Below are 18437 nucleotides of genomic sequence, written 5' to 3'. Positions count from 1 at the left end.
ATATTCGATATCATGTTCAGCGATATTATCGGAAACATATTATAATAGACGACTAACGCAGCGCTCAATGTGAGTAATTGTCGCTGCATATGTAATAATGCGTGATTTTCATCGAGGTGAGTTACGGTGTGCCGAGAGCTGATGCTTGGCGCCTGCGCGCGGAGTGGCGCTCCCAATGACCGGACGGGGATATCTGTCCCGAACGGCCCGCAAGGTTCCCGCGCGCCCGTTCAATCGGCCGCGATCTGCGTGTTCAACTGGGGCTGGCTTGTTGTGCGGCAGGTCGGATATGGCCACCTGGGCGATGGCGGGGGAGACGCGAGGAGCCGGTCTCCTCGTCGCGGCGTCACGGCTTAGAACGGCGTGCGGGCCCGCAGCGCCTGGGCCAGCGTGCCCTCGTCCAGATAGTCGAGTTCGCCGCCGACCGGCACACCGTGAGCAAGGCGCGAGACTTTCACGTCCAGCCCGGCCAGCTGATCGGTGACGTAATGCGCCGTGGTCTGGCCCTCGACGGTGGCGTTGACGGCGAGGATCACCTCTACAACGCCACCGGCGCGCACGCGCTCCACCAGATCCGCGATCTTGAGGTCCTCCGGCGTCACCCCGTCGAGCGGCGACAGCGTGCCGCCCAGCACGTGATAGCGCGCGTTGATGGCCTGGGCGCGTTCCAGCGCCCACAGGTCGGAGACGTCTTCCACCACGACGATGGTCGTGCCGTCGCGGCGCGGATCGGCGCAGATGGTGCAGGGGTCCGAGGTATCGATATTGCCGCAAGTGGAACAGACACGCACTTCCTCAAGCGCCACCTCCATCGCCCGCGTGAGCGGGGCGAAGAGCTGGTCCTTCTTCTGGATCAGGTGAAGGGCGGCGCGCCGGGCCGAGCGCGGCCCAAGCCCCGGCAACTTGGCCAGGAGCTGGATCAGCGTCTCGATTTCAGGGCCGGCGACCTTGCGGCTGCTCATGTGTGTCGGAAATCCAATGGTATCGGCTCGCCTGGAGGCGCCTCAGAACGGCAGCTTCATGCCGGCCGGCAGGCCCATGCCGGACATCAGGTCCTGCGTCTTTTCCTGCATGGCCGCCTCGGCCTTGGCCTTGGCGTCGTTGTGGGCGGCGAGCACAAGATCCTCCAGGATCTCCACCTCGCCTTCCCTGGCGAGCGAGGGGTCGATCTTCAGGCTCTTCATCTCGCCCTTGCCGCTCATCACGACCGTGACGAGACCGCCACCCGACATACCCGTCACCTCGATCTGGCCGATCTCCTCCTGCAGGCTCCCCATCTGCTCCTGGATCTGCTTGGCCTGTTTCATCATCTTCAGGAAATCCATGGTCCCAAACCTTCTGCTTGCCTGATCGTCTGCTGAATGGGCCGGCGTCCGAGCGCCGGCGGGCTCAACCGTCAGTGGCGGGCCCTGTACCGGCGTCGGTCTCGCCATCGCCATCGTCGCCAAGTTCCTCGTCGGGCAGGGGCACCGCCTCTTCGGCCGGCTCCTCGCTCTCCAGAACCCGCACATCGACGACCTTGGCACCGGGAAACGCCTCCAGTACGGCGTTGACCGCCGGATCGGCCATGGCGTCGGAGACGATCTTCGCCTGCTCGGCCTGGCGTTCCTCGTAGATCGTGGGTCCCGCCTCGCCGCGCACGACCACGACCATCCAGCGGTCGCCCGTCCACTCGCCCAGCCTGTGGCCGAGACGGCCGGCGGCATCGGCCTGCGCGCCCTCGTCGATCACGACCTCGATGCGGCCCTGTTCGAACTTCACCAGCCGCATCTGCCGTTCCACGGCGAATTTCAGCGTCAACTCGCGGTTGCGCGCACAAAGTGCGGCGACATCCTCCAGGCTGGTGAGCCTTTCCCCCGCATGGGCCGGCTTTTCGGCGGGAGGCGGCGGTGCGGGGTCGGGCCGGGGCGCGATCTCTGAATGCCCGTAGGCCTCGGGCTCGGCCTTCACCGCCGACCGGCCGCCGGCGACGGCGTGAAGGCGAGGTCCGGATGTGGGCCCGGATGCCGGCATGCTTTGGGAGCCTTGCGCGGAAACGGAACCGCCGCCCTGCGCGATCGGCCCGCCCTGGGTCCCCCCCGCCGGCCCATTGCCGCCCGGTATCGCGCCGCCCTGCCCGCCGTCTTCGGTCAGCCGCCGCAGCGCCTCGTCGGGGGTCGGCAGGTCGGCCGCATAGCACAGCCTGACCAGCGCCATGTCGGCGGCGGCCAGCGGCTTGGGCGCGTTCTGGACTTCCGGGATCGCCTTCAGCAGCATCTGCCAGGCACGGTTCAGCACCCGCATCGAAAGATCGCGCGCGAACCCCTGTCCGCGCTGGCGCTCCATTTCGGTGACCGAGGCGTCGTCGCCGGCATCCGGCACGATCTTCAGCCGTGTGACCAGGTGAACGAAGTCGGCGAGATCGGTCAGCACCACGCCCGGATCGGCGCCGATATCGTATTGCGCGCGCAGCTCCGACAGGGCCCCGGCCGCATCGCCCTTCATGGCGCGCTCGAACAGATCGATGACGCGGGCCCGGTCGGCGAGACCCAGCATGGACCGCAGATCCTCGGCGGTAATCTTGCCGTCGCCATGCGCCATCGCCTGATCGAGCAGCGAAAGCGCGTCGCGCACCGAGCCCTCGGCCGCCCGTGCGATCAGCGCCAGCGCCTCGTCCTCGATCTCGACCTTTTCCGCATCCGAAATGCGCCTGAGATGCGCGACCAGGGTCCCCGCCTCAATACGGCGCAGATCGAAACGCTGGCAGCGCGATAGCACGGTCACCGGAACTTTCCGGATTTCGGTGGTGGCGAAGATGAACTTCACATGCTCCGGCGGCTCCTCGAGCGTCTTCAGCAGCCCGTTGAAGGCCGCGTTCGACAGCATGTGCACCTCATCGATGATGTAGACCTTGTAGCGCGCGGAAACGGGGCGATAGCGCGCGGCGTCCGTTATCTCTCGAATATCGGCGATGCCGGTGTGCGAGGCGGCGTCCATCTCGATCACGTCGACATGACGGCCTTCCATGATCGCCTGGCAGTGGGTGCCGAGGCGGTCGAGATGGATGGTCGGCTTGTCGATCTCGCCGGGGATCTCGAAATTCAGCGCGCGCGCCAGAATGCGCGCCGTCGTCGTCTTGCCGACCCCGCGCACACCGGTCAGGATCCAGCCCTGCGCGATGCGGCCGGTGTCGAAGGCGTTCGACAGCGTGCGCACCATCGGCTCCTGGCCGATGAGATCGTCGAAATTGCTGGGACGGTACTTGCGCGCGAGCACGCGATAGGCGCCGCCGACCGCAGGCGCCTCGCCATCGGTCGGGACCGATCCGCCGGCGGGATTTTCCGTGTCGCTGGAGAGAGTGCCGTCCACCTGGCCTCACGCCTTCATCCTGGCCGCGTGGCTGCTGCGGCCGGCTTTGCAAGCGATCGCGCGCCGTGCGGAGAAACGTAAAGCCCGCGCGCCGTGCCGGTCGAAAGGTCCGGCGGCAATCGCGGGGCGAGAGGTGGGAGGTTGGACACGGTGACCCGTGCCGAGACTCGTTGGGGCTGCTTCCTTCCGGACCTGACCCGGTTGGCGAGTGGCGCGTCCACTGCCAACCTCCCGAACCCGTTATATCAGGATCGGGGTGGGGATTGGCAAGGGGGGAAGCGCGGATAAGAACACGAAAGAACAACGGGCGCGCCACCACTCATGCGGCGCCGTGTCACAATCTCGCACTTATTCCGCTCGCCACGAATCGCTTCGATCGGCCAGAATGGCGTCAATACGCCGCCCGCAGGCCGCTTCCAGCCCGTTCAGGTCGCCGAAGTCTTGAACTCACATGAAATGGCCACCACGACATGGCCACCACGACATGGCCGCCACGATATGGCCGCCACGATATGGATTGAACATGAGTGACGCTTTTTCTCTCGACCCGCGTCTCGAAGCCGACAGCCTCAGCCTCACCGACATGCCGCTCTCCCATGTGCGGCTGATGAACGATGCGCGTTTCCCCTGGCTGGTGCTGATACCGCGCAAGGCGGATCTGGAGGAGTTGACGGATCTGGAGGCCGGCGAACGCACGCTGCTGATGGAAGAGATCGCGCACGCCTCGAAGGTGCTCCAGCTTGCGACCGACTGCGACAAGCTCAATGTCGGCGCGCTGGGCAATGTGGTGCGCCAGCTCCACATCCATGTCGTCGCTCGCTTCGAGAACGACGCGGCGTGGGACGGTCCGGTCTGGGGTGCGGGGGAGAGGGTGCCCTACACGAGCGAGGCGGGCGAGCGCATGTGCGGCGATCTCATCGAACGCCTGCGCGTGCGCTCACGCTGAGGGTGCGGCCCGGCGCTCCGCCGGGCCTTCTTGCCGCTTGGCCGCGGGCCGGATCCGGCGATCGCGCGCACGGCCGTTGGCGCCATCTGCCTCAGTCGGCGAGATCCTTCACGCTTGCGACAGAGCCGTCTTCGTTGAAGCGGTAGACGATCGGTACGCCGGTGCCCAATTCGCGCTTCAGGATCTCTTCCGGCGTAAGCCCTTCCAGCTTCATGATCAGGGCGCGCAGCGAATTGCCGTGGGCGGTGACCAGAACCCGCTGGCCCTTCATAACCACCGGCATGATCCGGTCCTCGAAATAGGGAAGCACGCGTTCCGCCGTCATTTTCAGGCTCTCGCCGCCCGGCGGCGGCACGTCGTAGGACCGGCGCCAGGTATGGACCTGCTCGTCGCCCCACTTCTTGCGCGCGTCATCCTTGTTGAGGCCGGTCAGATCGCCATAGTCGCGCTCGTTCAGCGCCTGATCGCGGATGCTCTCAAGGCCCGTCTGGCCGAGCTGTTCCAGGATCAGCGCCTCGGTGTGCTGGGCCCGCGTGAGCACGGAGGTGAAGGCGATATCGAACGTGAGCCCCATCTCCTTGAGCTTTTTGCCGGCGGCGACCGCCTCATCCACGCCCTGCTTCGTCAGGTCGGGATCCTTCCAGCCGGTAAAGAGGTTTTTCAGGTTCCACTCGCTCTGGCCGTGGCGGACCAGTACCAAAAGACGTTCCATCACTCGCTCCGAATTGGGTCGTACCGAAAGGGGCGTATCAGACGCGCTTACAGGCCGAGAACGTCGACCATCGAATAAAGACCCGGCTTCTGCCGGCGGGCCCACAGGGCGGCCTTCACCGCGCCGCGTGCGAAGATGGCGCGGTCCTGCGCCTTGTGCGTCAGCTCGATCCGTTCGCCCTCGCCGGCGAGGATCACCGTGTGATCGCCCACCACCGAACCGCCGCGCAAGGATGCGAAGCCGATATCGCCGACGGGGCGTTCGCCGGTATGGCCGTCGCGCACCCGCACCGAGCGGGCCTTGAGATCGATCTCCCGGCCCCCGGCCGCCGCCTCCCCCAGCAGCAGCGCGGTGCCCGATGGCGCGTCCACCTTGTGGCGGTGATGCATCTCGACGATCTCGATGTCGAAGTCCTCGTCGAGCGCCCGGGCGGCGCTGCGCACCAGTTCCGCCAGAAGGTTCACGCCAAGGCTCATATTGCCCGACTTGACGATGCGCGCATGGCGGGCGGCGGCCTCGATCTTCGCCTCGTGCGCGGCGTCGAAGCCGGTCGTGCCGATGACATGGACGATGCGGGCCTGGGCGGTGAGTTCGGCAAAACCGACGGTGGCGTCGGGGCGGGTGAAATCGAGCACGCCCTCCGCCTTGACGAAAGCGGCGAGCGGATCGTCGGTGAGTGGAACGCCGAGTTCCCCGACACCCGCGAGCGTTCCCGCATCCTGCCCGAGGAACTTCGAGCCCTCGCGCTCGATCGCGGCGCACACGGTGACGCCGGACATTTCGGTGATGGCCTGCACGAGCTGGCGGCCCATCCGCCCGCCGGCGCCGACGACGACTAGACGCATATCAGACATAGCGGCTCCACATCATTCTTGTTGCCGCGCGATATAGCAGGTGGGGGACGCCGGGGCAAAGCGGAAGGCGCAACGATCGGGCCGGTTCGCCGCTGCGGAAGCTCCGCGCACTCCATGCCCCGGCCTATTTCGCCTTTTCGCGCAGGATCTCCAGGAATGCGGTCTGCAGACCGGTCGGGCGCCAGTTGGAGCGCAACGTGATGCCGATGGGGCGGGGGCGATCGCCGAGTTCGACGGGCAGCGCCTTCAGCAGCCCGGAGCGCTCCTCGTAGGTGATCTGGCGGCGCGACAGCAGCGTGAGCCGGTCGCTCTTCAAGAGCATGCCGCGCAGGGCTACCAGAGATGACGTTTCGATCAGCCCCGTCATGAAGCGCGATCCGATCAGCGCCTCGAAATGGGCGCGCGTCGGTGTCTCCGGTCGCGGCACGATCCAGGGAAAGCGCAGCAGATCTTCGCGCGTCACCCGGTCCTTACCGGCCAGCGGATGGCCGGCGCGGGCGATCACCGACAGCGTATCCGTGAAAAGCTCGCGTTCCTCAAGGTCATCTGCCGGGGGCGGCTGGCGCAACGCGCCGATCAGCAGATCGATCTCGCCCATGTGAAGCGCGTGGAGCTGGCTTGCATAGGACCCGTCATCTATGCGGATGGAGGCCTGCGGATAGCGTTGCGAAAGAGCGATCACCGCTTCGGGAAGGATTTCGGTGCGGATGAGCGGCAGCGTGCCGATCACGAGGCGGCCGCGCACCAGGCCCTTGGCCTCCTCCAGATCGTCGGTCGCCGCCTCGATCTCGCGAAAGGCGAGCGCGGCCCTGAGTGCCAGCATGCGTCCTTGCGGTGTCAGCGCCACGCCCTGGCTGATGCGCTCGAAAAGCGGAACGCCGACCAGTCGCTCCAGGTCGCGTGCGGCGCGGTGGACCGAAGGTTGGGCGAGCCCCAGCGATCGCGCGGCGGCCGAATAACCTCCCGAACGCGCGATGGCGACGAGCGCGCGAAGCTGTGCCGTGGTCGCCAGCCGGTCGACACCGCCGCCCTTCGTCTGGGAGGTGCGCCTGGCGCTTTCGGAAAGCCGGCGGGCCGCGTCCGTTATCAGCTCCAGCGCCCGTTCCACGCGCGCCAGCATGATCTCGCCAAGCTCCGTAGGATAGACGCCCGTGGAGCGGCGCTCGAAGAAGCGGCATTCATAGCGTTTTTCCAGCCGGGCCAGCGCCTGTGTCACGGCGGGCTGGGACAGGTGCGCAGCCGCCGCGGCCCGGTGTACGGAGTTCAGCCGGGCGGCCAGCGCGAAGGCGCGCAAGTGATGAATGTTAGGCAGTTCTGCCAAGTGCCTGCTCCTGAGGAAGGAGGTTCCTGGTGGACCCTATAGGAAAAACTTATCGAGTTCGAGGCGATTCGGACTGGCTCGCCGCGGCGTGTTGGCACATGGTCCATGCCTCTGTGCGGGATGCTGGAGAGGCTCGCGGGCAAGACCGCGACCGGCGCCTGCCGAAAGGAAACGGAACCGTCCATCGACCATAGCGACGGCCCGTGAGGAAACTCAGGAAGGAACGCCCCGAGTGAGCGAACAAAATTCCACAAGCACCCGGCCGACGGCTCTCGTCGTCAGTGCTCATTCCGCTGATTTCGTCTGGCGCGCCGGCGGCGCCATCGCGCTGCATGCCAGGAAGGGCTATGACGTCACGATCGTCTGCCTGTCCTATGGCGAGCGCGGCGAAAGCGCGAAGCTGTGGAAGAAGGACGGCTGCACGATGGAGCACGTCAAGAGCGAGCGCCGCAAGGAAGCGGAAGCCGCGGCCTCCGCGCTTGGCGCCGCCGACATCCAGTTCTTCGACATCGGCGACTATCCGCTCGGCATCACCGAGGACGCCAAGTTCCGGCTCGTCGACGTGATGCGCAAGGTCCAGCCGAAGTTCATCCTCTCCCATTCCCTTGAAGATCCGTACAATACCGACCATCCCGCCGCCACGCGCATGACGATCGAGTGCCGGATGATCGCGCAAGCCTGGGGCCATAACCCGGGCGAAAAGATCCTGGGAGCCCCGCAAGTCTATCTGTTCGAGCCCCATCAGACCGAACAGTGCGGCTGGAAGCCGGACGTGCTCCTCGACATCTCCGAAGTGTGGGACAGGAAGTACGCCGCCATCCAGTGCATGCAGGGCCAGGAGCACCTGTGGGAATACTACACCCGCGTCGGCAAGCAGCGTGGCGTACAGGCCAAGCGCAACTCTGGCGGTCAGGCCGGTGGCAAGAACGTCGAGTATGGCGAAGGCTACCAGTCGATCTTCCCGCGCATGATATCGGAGCTGTAGGACCATGGCGATCTATCGACCCGCTCCCGGCGAACATGTCGTCGTCCGGGAGATCGAGCGCGCCAATACCGCTGTCATCGACGGGCTTGCCAAATGCGGCGTGGCGACCGTTCACGAGGCGCAGGGCCGTGTCGGCCTTCTCGATACGCGTCTCAGGCCGATCTATTCGGGTGCGCGCATCGCAGGTTCTGCGGTAACGGTCTCCATTCCCCCCGCCGACAACTGGATGATCCATGTCGCCGTGGAGCAGTGCAAGCCCGGCGACATCCTCGTCGTCGCGCCGACCTCGCCGTCCAATGCCGGTTATTTCGGCGACCTGCTCGCCACGTCGCTGGCAAGTCGCGGCGTGCGCGGCCTCATCATCGATGCCGGCGTGCGCGATGTCCGGGATCTGACCGAAATGGGGTTCCCGGTCTGGTCGAGCGCGGTCTTCGCGCAAGGCACCGTCAAGGAGACGCTGGGTTCGGTCAACGTGCCGATCGTGTGTGCCGGCGCCGGCATCAATCCCGGCGACGTGATCATCGCCGACGATGACGGTGTCTGCGTCGTGGCGCGCGAACACGCGACGCTGGCGCTGGAAAAGGCGCAGGCACGCGAGGTGAACGAAACCTCCAAGCGCGAGCGACTGGCCTCCGGCGAACTCGGCCTCGACATCTACAACATGCGCGAACGCCTCGCCCAGAAGGGGCTGAAATACATCTGAGGCCCGATGCGATCGCGCACCACGCAATGGCCGCAATTGTGTCGTTTCGCCGCCTCGTCGGGACTGACAATGCCTGCAAGATGGCGATTGCGGCAAGATGACCGGCCGGAATGGCCGGTGGCCACCGAATGCCCCGCCGTATCGCGGGGTACCATGACGGAATACGGGAGGCGCGCCGCCAGCGCCATATAGGGCCCCTTCGGGGTCTTCCGTCGAGAAAAGCATTAGAACCGGGAGGTATCTGACCCATGAAGAAACTCATTCTGACTACGCTCATGGCCGCCGGCCTTGCCGTCGGCGCCGCCCAGGCTGCCGAACGCGTGGCCATCGGCACCGGCGGCACCGGCGGCGTGTTCTACGCCGTGGGCGCAGGGATGGCCGACGTCATCAACAAGCATGCCGACGGCATAACGGCCAAGGCCGAGGTGACCGGCGCCTCCATCGAGAATATCCGCCGCGTCTCCATGGGCGAGATGACGATGGGGTTCTCTTCGGCTTCCGTGCTCTATGCGGGCGCCAATGGCGAGGATCCGTTCGAGGAGAAGCAGAACGTCGCGGCAATCGCCTATCTCTATCCGGCGATGCTGCAGATCGCGGCACTGAAGGATGCGAACGTCACGTCGATCGCCGATTTGAAGGACAAGCGCATCTCCGTCGGCCCTCCGGGCTCGAACTCTTCCGTTATCGCCGAACGCCTGCTCAAGGCCTATGGCGCCTATAACGAATCCAACATCCAGTACCTTTCCTATTCGGAAGCGACCAATGCCATGAAGGACGGCAACCTGGACGCGACCATGGTGCTGGCCGGCATCCCGGCCTCGGCCCTGATCGAGCTGGCGACCTCAGAGGACGTCACTTTCGTGCCTGTTGACGAAGCCAAGATCGCCCAGCTCCTGAAGGACTATCCCTTCTACGCGGTCGATACGCTGCCCGGCGGCACCTATCGCGGCGAGGACGGAGACACCCCGCAGCTCGCCGACCCGGCGATCCTGTTCACGGCAGCCGATGCGGACGAGAACCTCGTCTACAATGTCACCAAGACGCTGTTCGACAACCTGAAGGAACTGGGTGCCGTCCATCCCATGGCGAAGCTGATCTCGCTCAAGAAGGGCCCGAAAACCCCGATCGCGCTGCACCCGGGCGCCAAGCGCTACTTCGACGAAGTCGCGAAGTAGCGCGGAGCCTTTCCGGCTCCCGAACAGGGATTGATCCGTGCGCCTGCCGCTTGGACCCCGCTCCCCTTGTGGGAGAGGGGTCCATGACGATGGCTCTCGGAACACGCGGACATCTCCCTGTCGGAACCGGCCGGCACTCAGTCCATTGAAAGCGGAGAGCTGATTTCGACGGCTGATTCCCTCCGCGTGTCGTCTTGTCGAGCGGAGCTCACATGGAACAATTCGCCTCGCAGGTGCTTCCCGCCGCCCATATCCGTGGCGCGGAGAAGAAGGCCGTCGCCCTGGTGATCTCGGCCCTCGGGCTCGCGGTCACGGCCATGCTGCTCTACACCTCCTATTTCGGCGGCCTGACAGCGCTTCTGCTGCGCTCGATGTTCTTCTCGCTGATGGCTGCCGCCGGCCTGCTGGTCATCGCGGCCGGCACGCGCATCACGCCCCTGCGCGTCCTGTGCTATGTGCTGGCGGTGGTGGCGTTGCTGCCCGGGCCCTATCTCTACGAGAACTACACCCAGATCATCCGGCGCGGCGCCATCGCCAACGATGTCGACAAGGCGCTGTTCGTCGCCACGATGGTGATCGTGCTGGTCATGGCGCGCGCCTATATCGGGCGCACCATGGTCGCCATCTCCGTTCTGGCGCTGGCCTATGCCTATTTCGGCTATCTGATCCCGGGCGAATACGGCCATTCGGGCTATTCCACCGGGCGTCTCGCCTCCAACCTGTTCCTGCGCACCGAAGGCGTCTTCGGCATCCCGATGGGCGTGGCGGCGCAATATATCTTCCTGTTCTCCTTCCTCGGCGTGCTGCTGATGAAATCCGGCCTCGGCCAGACCTTCGTCGATCTCGCGCATGCCCTCACCGGCCGCGTGCAGGGCGGTCCGGCGCTGACCGCCGTCGTTTCCTCCACGCTGTTTTCGTCCATCAACGGCTCGGCGGTCGCAGGCGTGGTCACCACCGGCACCTTCACGATTCCCTTGATGAAGCGGGCGGGCTACCGCGCCAAGACAGCCGGCGCCATCGAAGCCGCCGCCTCGTCCGCCGGCCAGATCATGCCGCCCGTCATGGGGGCCGCCGCCTTCCTGATGGCGGAAATGACCGGAATCCCCTACGTGACCATCGCTCTCGCGGCGCTGATCCCGGCGCTTCTCTACGTTCTAGCGCTGCTGGTGGCCGTCAGGCTGGAGGCCGGAAAGTTCAACATGGCGCGCGCGGGCGATGAAGACGTGCCGTCGGTGTGGAACGTCCTGTCAACGCGCGGCTACATGCTCGCCCCGCTCGTCGTGCTGGTCGGCTTCCTGATCTACGGCTACACGCCGATGAAGTCGGTGGTCTTCGCCATCGCCATGGCGCTCGTCATCATGCCGCTTTCCAAAGCGACCCGCGTCTCGCCGAAGAACCTGCTGCTGGCGACGACGGAGACCATGCGCAACACGCTGTCCGTGGTTGCGGCCGTGGCCACAGCCGGCGTTCTGATCGGCGTCCTGACGCTGACCGGACTGGCGCTGCAGATCTCCAGCCTGATCCTCGATGTCGGCGGCGACAGCATGTTCCTGGTGCTGGTCTTCACCATGTTCGCCTCCTTCATTCTCGGGCTCGGCCTGCCCACCTCGGCGGCCTACCTGCTGCTCGCCATTCTGGTGGCGCCCGCGCTCGAGGGTTTCGGCCTGCCGACCATCGCAGGCCACATGTTCATCTTCTACTACGGCCTGATCTCGGCGATCACGCCGCCGGTGGCGCTTGCCGCCTATGCCGGGGCGAGCATCGCAGGCGCCGGGGCGAACGAGACGGCGTTCGAGGCGATCCGCCTCGGGTTCGTCAAGCTCGTCATCCCCTTCGTCTTCATCTACTCGCCGGGTCTGCTGCTGATCGGCTCGCCTGCCTCCATCGTGCTGCAGACGATCGCGGCCGTGATCGGCGTTTCCGCGCTGGCCACCGCCTTCACCGGCTGGCTGATGGTGCCGCTTGGCGTGCTCGCGCGCTTCGGGCTCGTCGCCGGCGCCGCGCTTTTGCTGTGGCCGACCAGCATGCCCGACTACGATCCTATCTCGCTCGCCATCCGCCTTGCCGGTCTGGCGCTCGCCGGCTTCGTCGTCTTCCAGGCCTATCTTTCTTCCAAGTCGCCCGTACAGGAGCCCGCGCGGACATGAGTGCAGAGTATCTCGCATTCCACCCGAACCCGAAGACGCCGGACATCACGCTGCCGGCCGGCGCCGTCGATGCCCATTGCCATGTCTTTGGCCCGGCGGCGAAATTTCCCTTCGCGCCGACCCGCACCTACACGCCCGTCGATGCGCCAAAGGAGAAGCTTCGCGAGCTGAACGATCATCTCGGTTTCGAGCGCGCCGTGATCGTGCAGGCGAGTTGCCACGGCACCGACAATGCCGCGCTCGTTGATGCGCTGGAATGGGGCAAGGGTCTCTATCGCGGCATCGCCATGGTGAAGCCGGAGGTCTCTGACGAGGAGCTGAAGCGGCTCGATGCGGCGGGTGTGCGCGGCTCGCGCTTCAACTTCGTCAAGCATCTGGGTTCCGACGCGGCGCTCGCGGCGCTTGAAAGCCTTTCAAAGCGCTATGGCGCGCTGGGCTGGCATGTGGTGATTTATTTCGATACCGAAAAGATCCACGAACTGGCCCCGATCATCGAAAAGGTGCCGGTGCCGGTCGTCATCGACCACATGGGGCGGGTGGATCCCGCACTGGGGCTTGAACAGCCGGGCATGAAGCTGCTGGAAGGGCTCCTGGAGGCGCGCAAGGACATCCGGGTCAAGGTGTCGGGCTCCGAGCGGCTTTCCCATGACGGCCCGCCCTTCGCCGATTGCGTCGAACAGGCGCGCCATCTGGTGGAAACATTCCCCGATCAGGTTCTTTGGGGCACCGACTGGCCGCACCCGAACATGAAGAAATGGGTGCCGGACGACGGTCAGCTTGTCGATCTCCTCGGCCAGATCGCCCCGACGCCGGACCTTTTGAAGAAGCTCGTGGTCGACAACCCGATGCGGCTCTACTGGCCGGACGAGGTTTAGCGGCGGCGGGGCCGGGAAGAAGATGAGGAGGCGCTTTCGCGCCGACTGGTCGCCGGATCCCGGGTCTGGCCATGCGCCTGCGGCGCAGACCGCCCGGGATGACGCCGAAGAGTTGAAGACAAACGCAGGTCCTGAAGCCGACCGGGCTTCTCCGTGTGGTTTCAACCTTCCGTCCTCATCCCGGACAAGCGAGGCGGAGCCGAGCGCCGATCCGGGATCCCGCGACCGGGTGCACCCGCTCGGGCGCTCCGTTTTTTGTCTCTTTGCCGTCTGACGTAAGGAAACCCGCTATGCCAGGCCAGATCGCCATCCCCTGCATGTTGCTGCGCGGCGGCACGTCGAAGGGGGCCTATTTCCTGAAATCCGACCTGCCGGCCGACAGGGAAGAGCGCGATGCGCTGCTCTTGAAGGTCATGGGCTCGCCCGATCCGCGCCAGATCGACGGTATCGGCGGCGCCCATCCGCTGACCTCCAAGGTCGCCGTCGTCAGCCCGTCGATGCGCGAGGGCGTCGATGTCGATTACCTCTTTCTGCAGGTGACACCCGATCAGCCGGTCGTGTCGGATACCCAGAACTGCGGCAATATCCTGGCCGGCATCGGCCCCTTCGCCATCGAACGCGGGCTGGTCACGGCAAAGGACGGCGTGACGACCGTCAGCGTCTACATGGTGAACTCCGACAGCCGCGCCGATCTCGATGTGCGCACGCCCGGCGGCGAGGTGGCCTATGACGGCGATGCGGCGATCGACGGCGTGCCCGGCATCCATGCGCCGATCATTCAGAACTATTTCGAGACCGCCGGCGCGCAATGCGGCGCGCTTCTGCCGAGCGGCAACGCCACCGACGAGATCGACGGCGTGCGCGTCACCATGATCGACAACGGCATGCCCAACGTCATCATCAAGGCGCAGGACTTCGGGCTTACCGGGGGGGAGAGCGTTGCCGATCTGGAGGAGAATGCGGCGCTGAAGGCGCGGCTGGAGGCGATCCGGCTGAAATGCGGGCCGCTGATGAACCTCGGCGACGTGGAGAAGCAGACGGTGCCGAAAATGTGCCTCGTCTCAGGCCCGCGCGAGGGCGGGCTGATCGCCACGCGCTCGTTCATTCCCCACCGCGTGCACCAGTCCGTCGGCGTGCTGGCAGCCGCCACGGTCGCGGCCGCGGCCCTCGTACCCGGCACGACGGCGGCGGAGGTGGCGGCTCCGGTTGCGGCCAATCCGCTGCGCGCCGATATCGAGCATCCGGGCGGAAAACTCGGCGTCGAGATCGAGACGGAGATGCGGGATGGCATCCCTGTGCCGGTGCGCTCGGGCATCGTCAGAACGGCGCGCAAGCTCTTCGACGGCACGGTCTTCGCCTTGCCGTGAGGGGGGGCTGCGGCTTCAAACGAGCGTTTTGTCGTCGATTAACATTTGTCTCGAACAGGCGTCGTATTTCGTCGTATTCGCTTCAAATGCGAAAATTCATCAAATACGAAAACGGGCATCCTGGGGATGCCCGTTCATGACGTGACGCGGCTGGAATGAGGAAGGCGGGCGCACGGGAGAGGCGGATTTTATCCCCGCCCTGTCCCCAGGCTTGTACGGGCTTTATCCCCGCCGGGGATTGGCGTTCGCCTTGACCCGGATCGGCACCAGCTCCGGCGCGCGGATCCTGAGACGGCGTCCGCCGCCGCCCGAGCCGTCGCTCGGCATGGACATGATCGCCGTGCCCATGGCGGCGCTGGTGAAGGTGATGAGAAAACCGAAGAACAGCATCGCGATCGGTACGAACGGCGTTTCCGAGCGCATGATCAGCGACCACAGTCCGCCGATATCGGTGAGGTAGAACCCCGCGACAAGAAGGACGGTAACGACAAAGCCCGCAAGCCAGTTGATGGCAAGCAGACGGAAAAGCGGATTGCGGAAAAACGTGCGCAAATGAAGCCTCCTCTTCAGCCCGTGCATCTGAGACACTCTGGGGCGTCGCCACCATGCCCGAAATGCGATGAAGTGTCGCAGCGTCAAGGAACGCCATGCCGCATCACGAGGCTGCAAGGCACCCAGACAGCTGACAATTGCCGTCAGCTTAGGCCGGAACGCCCGCCCTCGTCATGCTAGTAAAGATGCTGCCTTGAGGTCGAACGTCAACCGCACTGTCTGCAGGAACCGAAGGAGGCATGGTGTTCTGTCGCCGGGCGACGCCCCGTAACCTCCATCACTGTAGCGATTTCGCGATATCGGCGCACTCCGCTTCAGGCTCTCCGGCGCTCTGGTTGACTGTCACCTTCGTGACCCTGCGCTCCAGAAGCGAACCATACCGGCGATAAGCACTGACAGTGTATCCGCTGTCCGTCATTGCTGCGCCCCAGCCGTTCACCTTGCAAACCAGCCCTCCTTCGAGGGGCGTGACCCGCCATGGAGGCTCAGTGGCATCGGCGATGATGAGGCCTAGTCCCAGCACTCCGACGGTTGCCAGCAGGTATCCGCCGAATATTGGAACGGACGCAATGAAACGCACCAGGTATCTGGCTGGTTTCCTGCCTTCTGGAACCGGGAAAAATGCAAGGTAACAGTACGCCAGGTACGCCGCACACAGTGTGAGAATATTGGCTTCGACCCGGACGAAACTGATGTTGAAAACAGCGGCGAGTGCCACCGCCGAAAGCAGGCCGATTGAACAAATCGTGAGAGCCTGGGGGGAAAGCGGTCGGGGCCGGCGGGCGACAAACGCAACCACGGGAGCTGCAAGAATCCAGACCCATATGAGGACGAACACGGATTCCATCAGCGCGATCCCAGATCCCGCGCACCCAACCATCTGACGAAACGGAGAAGGATGTCGTCAACCCTTCTCGTTTCGTCTGCCGATCATCAGGAATTCGCGGCCTCTTCGGCCTTCATCACACGTCGAGATTGGCCACCGACAGGGCATTCTCCTGAATGAATTCGCGGCGCGGCTCCACCTCGTCGCCCATCAGCTTGGTGAAGATGTCGTCGGCCGCGTCGGCCTCTCGCACCTTGACCTGCAGCAGCGAGCGCGCGTTCGGATCGAGCGTCGTCTCCCACAGCTGCTCGGGGTTCATTTCGCCCAGGCCCTTGTAGCGCTGCAGCGACAGGCCCTTGCGGCCGAAGGTGAGCAGCGAGTTGAACAGCGCGCGGGGGCCGCGGATCTGCGTCCCGGTGTCCTTGCGCCTGAGCGTCGCAGCCTTGCCGTAGATCTCGAAAAGGTGGGCGTGATAGCCGTTGAGCTTGCGGGCATCGGCGGACTCGAGAAGCGCCGCGTCGATCGTCGCGACTTCCTTCACGCCGCGAAGCGTGCGGGTGAAGACCAGCGATCCGTCGTCGCGCGCTTCGCCTTCCCAGCCCTTTTCGAACTCCTCGGCGAGGATATCGAGCCGGCGGGCGATGTAGGCGGCGGCCTCGTTCGCCTTTTCGCGATTCTCGAGGATCTCGGGCGACAGCGCCCCGGCGATTGCCGCCTGTTCCACCGCGTTGCGGTCGTAGCGGGCATGCAGGCCGTCGAGCACGTTGGAGATGGCGCGCGCCTCCTCGACCACGGCGCGCAGGTCCGGACCCGAGCGCGCCTCGCCGCTGGCCAGCGTCAGGCTGGTGTCATCAAGGCCGGTGGCGATGAGGAAGTCGACCAGCGCCTTCTCGTCCTTCAGGTACTGCTCGGAATTGCCGCGCTTGACCTTGTAGAGCGGCGGCTGGGCGATGTAGATGTGGCCGCGCTCCACCAGATCGGGCATCTGGCGGAAGAAGAAGGTCAGCAGCAATGTGCGGATGTGGGCGCCGTCGACGTCGGCGTCCGTCATGATGATGATCTTGTGGTAGCGCAGCTTGTCGACGTTGAACTCTTCCTTGCCGATGCCGGTGCCGAGCGCGGTGATCAGCGTGCCGATCTCGTTCGACGACAGCATCTTGTCGAAGCGCGCGCGCTCCACGTTGAGGATCTTGCCGCGCAGCGGCAGCACGGCCTGGTTCTCGCGGTGGCGGCCCTGTTTTGCGGAGCCACCGGCCGAGTCACCCTCGACGAGGAACAGTTCGGCCTTGGCCGGATCGCGTTCCTGACAGTCGGCGAGCTTGCCGGGCAGCGAAGCCACGTCGAGCGCGCCCTTGCGTCGCGTGAGATCGCGCGCCTTGCGCGCCGCTTCGCGGGCCGCCGCGGCCTCCACCACCTTGGAAACGATGACCTTGGCCGGCGCCGGGTTTTCCTCGAACCATTCGGCAAGCGCGTGATTGATCGCGTTCTCGACCACCGGACGAACCTCGGAGGAGACCAGCTTGTCCTTGGTCTGGGAGGAGAATTTCGGATCCGGCACCTTCACCGAAAGCACGCAGGTCAGCCCCTCGCGGCAATCGTCGCCCGAAAGTCCGACCTTTTCCTTCTTGGTGATTCCGGAACGCTCCGCATAGCCGGTCACCTGGCGCGTCAGCGCACCACGGAAACCGGCCAGATGCGTGCCGCCATCGCGCTGCGGGATGTTGTTGGTGAAGCACAGAACCTGCTCGTGGTAACTGTCGTTCCACCAGAGCGCGGCTTCCACCGTGATGCCGTCCTTCTCGGTGGTGATCACCACGGGATTTTCGATCAGCGGATGCTTGGCCCGGTCGATGTAGCGCACGAAGGCTTCCAGACCGCCCTCGTAATGCAGTTCCACCTCTCTGGCCTCCACGCCGCGCTTGTCGGTCAGCAGGATGCGCACGCCGGAATTGAGGAAGGCCAGCTCGCGCAGCCGGTGTTCGAGCGTATCGAAATCGAAATCGAGCTTGGTGAAGGTTTCCGGCGAGGGATGGAACGTCACCTCCGTGCCGGTATCATCGCCGGCATCGCCGATGACCTTCAGCGGCGCGTCGGCGACGCCGTGGGTGAAGGTCATCTCGTGGACCCGGCTGTTGCGGCGGATGACGAGCTTCAGCGTGGTCGACAGCGCGTTCACCACCGAAACGCCCACGCCGTGCAGACCGCCGGAGACCTTGTAGGAATTCTGGTCGAACTTACCGCCGGCATGCAGCTGGGTCATGATGACCTCGGCCGCCGAAACGCCTTCCTCGTGCATTTCGGTGGGGATACCGCGACCATTGTCGGTCACGGTGACCGAACCGTCGGCGTTCAGCGTCACCTTGACGAGGTCGGCCCACCCCGCCAGCGTCTCGTCGATGGCGTTGTCGACCACCTCGTAGACCATGTGATGCAGGCCGGAGCCGTCGTCGGTATCGCCGATATACATGCCGGGGCGCTTGCGTACCGCGTCCAGGCCCTTGAGGACCTTGATGGAATCTGCGCCGTACTCGTCCGCGCCATGGCTGTTCTTCGGAGTATCGTTCATGCGAATCAGCGACCTGCAAATTGTATGTGTTGGTTAGGTTATAAGGGCTTCGCGCGCGGG

At 65.1% G+C, this 18437-nt stretch carries 16 protein-coding genes and 1 other RNA gene; 7 read left to right on the top strand and 10 right to left on the bottom strand.

Features of this window, described 5'->3' with window-relative positions; all coding sequences use genetic code 11:
- Window positions 1-353 precede the first annotated feature (353 nt).
- The 4 genes from recR to ffs form a co-directional block, all read right to left on the bottom strand.
- Window positions 354-962 carry a recombination mediator RecR gene (gene recR / locus C8N35_RS05475; RefSeq protein ID WP_107988545.1) on the bottom strand — a complete coding sequence of 203 codons (609 nt, stop codon included), beginning with the start codon at window positions 960-962 and terminating at the stop codon, window positions 354-356.
- A gap of 42 nt (window positions 963-1004) precedes the next feature.
- Window positions 1005-1325: a YbaB/EbfC family nucleoid-associated protein gene (locus C8N35_RS05470; protein ID WP_107988544.1), complete on the bottom strand. Its 321-nt coding sequence runs from the start codon at window positions 1323-1325 to the stop codon at window positions 1005-1007.
- 64 nt (window positions 1326-1389) lie between these two features.
- A complete protein-coding gene (locus C8N35_RS05465; RefSeq protein WP_107988543.1) occupies window positions 1390-3348 on the bottom strand; it encodes a DNA polymerase III subunit gamma/tau in 1959 nt (652 codons plus the stop codon).
- Between the two features lie 134 nt (window positions 3349-3482).
- Window positions 3483-3579: signal recognition particle sRNA small type (gene ffs, locus C8N35_RS05460), an RNA gene on the bottom strand.
- Window positions 3580-3871: 292 nt separating this feature from the next.
- Here ffs and C8N35_RS05455 point away from each other — a divergent pair.
- Window positions 3872-4294 (top strand): HIT domain-containing protein, encoded by a 423-nt coding sequence (locus C8N35_RS05455; protein ID WP_107988542.1) that lies wholly within the window; start codon window positions 3872-3874, stop codon window positions 4292-4294.
- A gap of 91 nt (window positions 4295-4385) precedes the next feature.
- Here C8N35_RS05455 and C8N35_RS05450 read toward each other — a convergent pair whose 3' ends face one another.
- From C8N35_RS05450 to C8N35_RS05440, 3 genes are all read right to left on the bottom strand, one after another.
- Window positions 4386-5006, bottom strand: a complete 621-nt coding sequence (locus C8N35_RS05450; RefSeq protein ID WP_107988541.1) for a 2,3-bisphosphoglycerate-dependent phosphoglycerate mutase — start codon at window positions 5004-5006, stop codon at window positions 4386-4388.
- Between the two features lie 47 nt (window positions 5007-5053).
- Complete coding sequence (dapB, locus tag C8N35_RS05445; protein WP_107988540.1) at window positions 5054-5860, bottom strand: 4-hydroxy-tetrahydrodipicolinate reductase; 807 nt, start codon at window positions 5858-5860, stop codon at window positions 5054-5056.
- A 124-nt stretch (window positions 5861-5984) separates the two neighbouring features.
- Complete coding sequence (locus C8N35_RS05440; protein ID WP_107988539.1) at window positions 5985-7181, bottom strand: LysR family transcriptional regulator; 1197 nt, start codon at window positions 7179-7181, stop codon at window positions 5985-5987.
- A gap of 232 nt (window positions 7182-7413) precedes the next feature.
- Here C8N35_RS05440 and C8N35_RS05435 point away from each other — a divergent pair, with 232 nt between their 5' ends.
- The 6 genes from C8N35_RS05435 (at window position 7414) to C8N35_RS05410 (ending at window position 14433) form a co-directional block, all read left to right on the top strand.
- Window positions 7414-8166: a PIG-L deacetylase family protein gene (locus C8N35_RS05435; RefSeq protein WP_245926663.1), complete on the top strand. Its 753-nt coding sequence runs from the start codon at window positions 7414-7416 to the stop codon at window positions 8164-8166.
- Between the two features lie 4 nt (window positions 8167-8170).
- The gene (locus C8N35_RS05430) at window positions 8171-8869 is read left to right on the top strand and encodes a 4-carboxy-4-hydroxy-2-oxoadipate aldolase/oxaloacetate decarboxylase (RefSeq protein WP_107988538.1); all 699 of its coding nucleotides are present in this window, start codon (window positions 8171-8173) and stop codon (window positions 8867-8869) included.
- A gap of 248 nt (window positions 8870-9117) precedes the next feature.
- A complete protein-coding gene (locus C8N35_RS05425) occupies window positions 9118-10044 on the top strand; it encodes a TAXI family TRAP transporter solute-binding subunit (RefSeq protein WP_107988537.1) in 927 nt (308 codons plus the stop codon).
- Between the two features lie 212 nt (window positions 10045-10256).
- Entirely contained in the window at window positions 10257-12191 is a 1935-nt protein-coding gene (locus C8N35_RS05420; protein ID WP_107988536.1) for a TRAP transporter permease, read from the top strand.
- Entirely contained in the window at window positions 12188-13066 is an 879-nt protein-coding gene (locus C8N35_RS05415; RefSeq protein WP_107988535.1) for an amidohydrolase family protein, read from the top strand. The genes C8N35_RS05420 and C8N35_RS05415 overlap by 4 nt, the downstream gene beginning before the upstream one ends.
- A 290-nt stretch (window positions 13067-13356) precedes the next feature.
- On the top strand, window positions 13357-14433 hold the full coding sequence (locus tag C8N35_RS05410) for a 4-oxalomesaconate tautomerase (RefSeq protein WP_107988534.1): 1077 nt from the start codon (window positions 13357-13359) through the stop codon (window positions 14431-14433).
- A gap of 222 nt (window positions 14434-14655) precedes the next feature.
- On the opposite strand, the gene C8N35_RS05405 is transcribed toward C8N35_RS05410, so the two are convergent.
- The 3 genes from C8N35_RS05405 to gyrB all read right to left on the bottom strand — a co-directional run bounded on the left by C8N35_RS05405 (window position 14656) and on the right by gyrB (window position 18377).
- Entirely contained in the window at window positions 14656-14985 is a 330-nt protein-coding gene (locus tag C8N35_RS05405; protein ID WP_245926662.1) for a hypothetical protein, read from the bottom strand.
- Window positions 14986-15262: 277 nt separating this feature from the next.
- The gene (locus C8N35_RS05400; RefSeq protein WP_146177346.1) at window positions 15263-15832 is read right to left on the bottom strand and encodes a hypothetical protein; all 570 of its coding nucleotides are present in this window, start codon (window positions 15830-15832) and stop codon (window positions 15263-15265) included.
- Window positions 15833-15947: 115 nt separating this feature from the next.
- Window positions 15948-18377, bottom strand: coding sequence for a DNA topoisomerase (ATP-hydrolyzing) subunit B (gene gyrB / locus C8N35_RS05395; RefSeq protein ID WP_107988531.1), 2430 nt, complete (start codon window positions 18375-18377; stop codon window positions 15948-15950).
- Between the last annotated feature and the right edge of the window lie 60 nt (window positions 18378-18437).

Source organism: Breoghania corrubedonensis, from assembly GCF_003053845.1.
Taxonomy (GTDB): domain Bacteria; phylum Pseudomonadota; class Alphaproteobacteria; order Rhizobiales; family Stappiaceae; genus Breoghania; species Breoghania corrubedonensis.
This window is presented reverse-complemented; position numbering and strand designations above follow the sequence as displayed.

Excerpts from the sequence above, each read along its gene's own strand:
- recR (WP_107988545.1), bottom strand. The coding sequence starts at position 962 with ATGAGCAGCCGCAAGGTCGCCGGCCCTGAAATCGAGACGCTGATCCAG.
- C8N35_RS05470 (WP_107988544.1), bottom strand. The coding sequence starts at position 1,325 with ATGGATTTCCTGAAGATGATGAAACAGGCCAAGCAGATCCAGGAGCAG.
- C8N35_RS05455 (WP_107988542.1), top strand. The coding sequence starts at position 3,872 with ATGAGTGACGCTTTTTCTCTCGACCCGCGTCTCGAAGCCGACAGCCTC.
- C8N35_RS05450 (WP_107988541.1), bottom strand. The coding sequence starts at position 5,006 with ATGGAACGTCTTTTGGTACTGGTCCGCCACGGCCAGAGCGAGTGGAAC.
- dapB (WP_107988540.1), bottom strand. The coding sequence starts at position 5,860 with ATGTCTGATATGCGTCTAGTCGTCGTCGGCGCCGGCGGGCGGATGGGC.
- C8N35_RS05430 (WP_107988538.1), top strand. The coding sequence starts at position 8,171 with ATGGCGATCTATCGACCCGCTCCCGGCGAACATGTCGTCGTCCGGGAG.
- C8N35_RS05425 (WP_107988537.1), top strand. The coding sequence starts at position 9,118 with ATGAAGAAACTCATTCTGACTACGCTCATGGCCGCCGGCCTTGCCGTC.
- C8N35_RS05420 (WP_107988536.1), top strand. The coding sequence starts at position 10,257 with ATGGAACAATTCGCCTCGCAGGTGCTTCCCGCCGCCCATATCCGTGGC.
- C8N35_RS05415 (WP_107988535.1), top strand. The coding sequence starts at position 12,188 with ATGAGTGCAGAGTATCTCGCATTCCACCCGAACCCGAAGACGCCGGAC.
- C8N35_RS05410 (WP_107988534.1), top strand. The coding sequence starts at position 13,357 with ATGCCAGGCCAGATCGCCATCCCCTGCATGTTGCTGCGCGGCGGCACG.
- C8N35_RS05400 (WP_146177346.1), bottom strand. The coding sequence starts at position 15,832 with ATGGAATCCGTGTTCGTCCTCATATGGGTCTGGATTCTTGCAGCTCCC.
- gyrB (WP_107988531.1), bottom strand. The coding sequence starts at position 18,377 with ATGAACGATACTCCGAAGAACAGCCATGGCGCGGACGAGTACGGCGCA.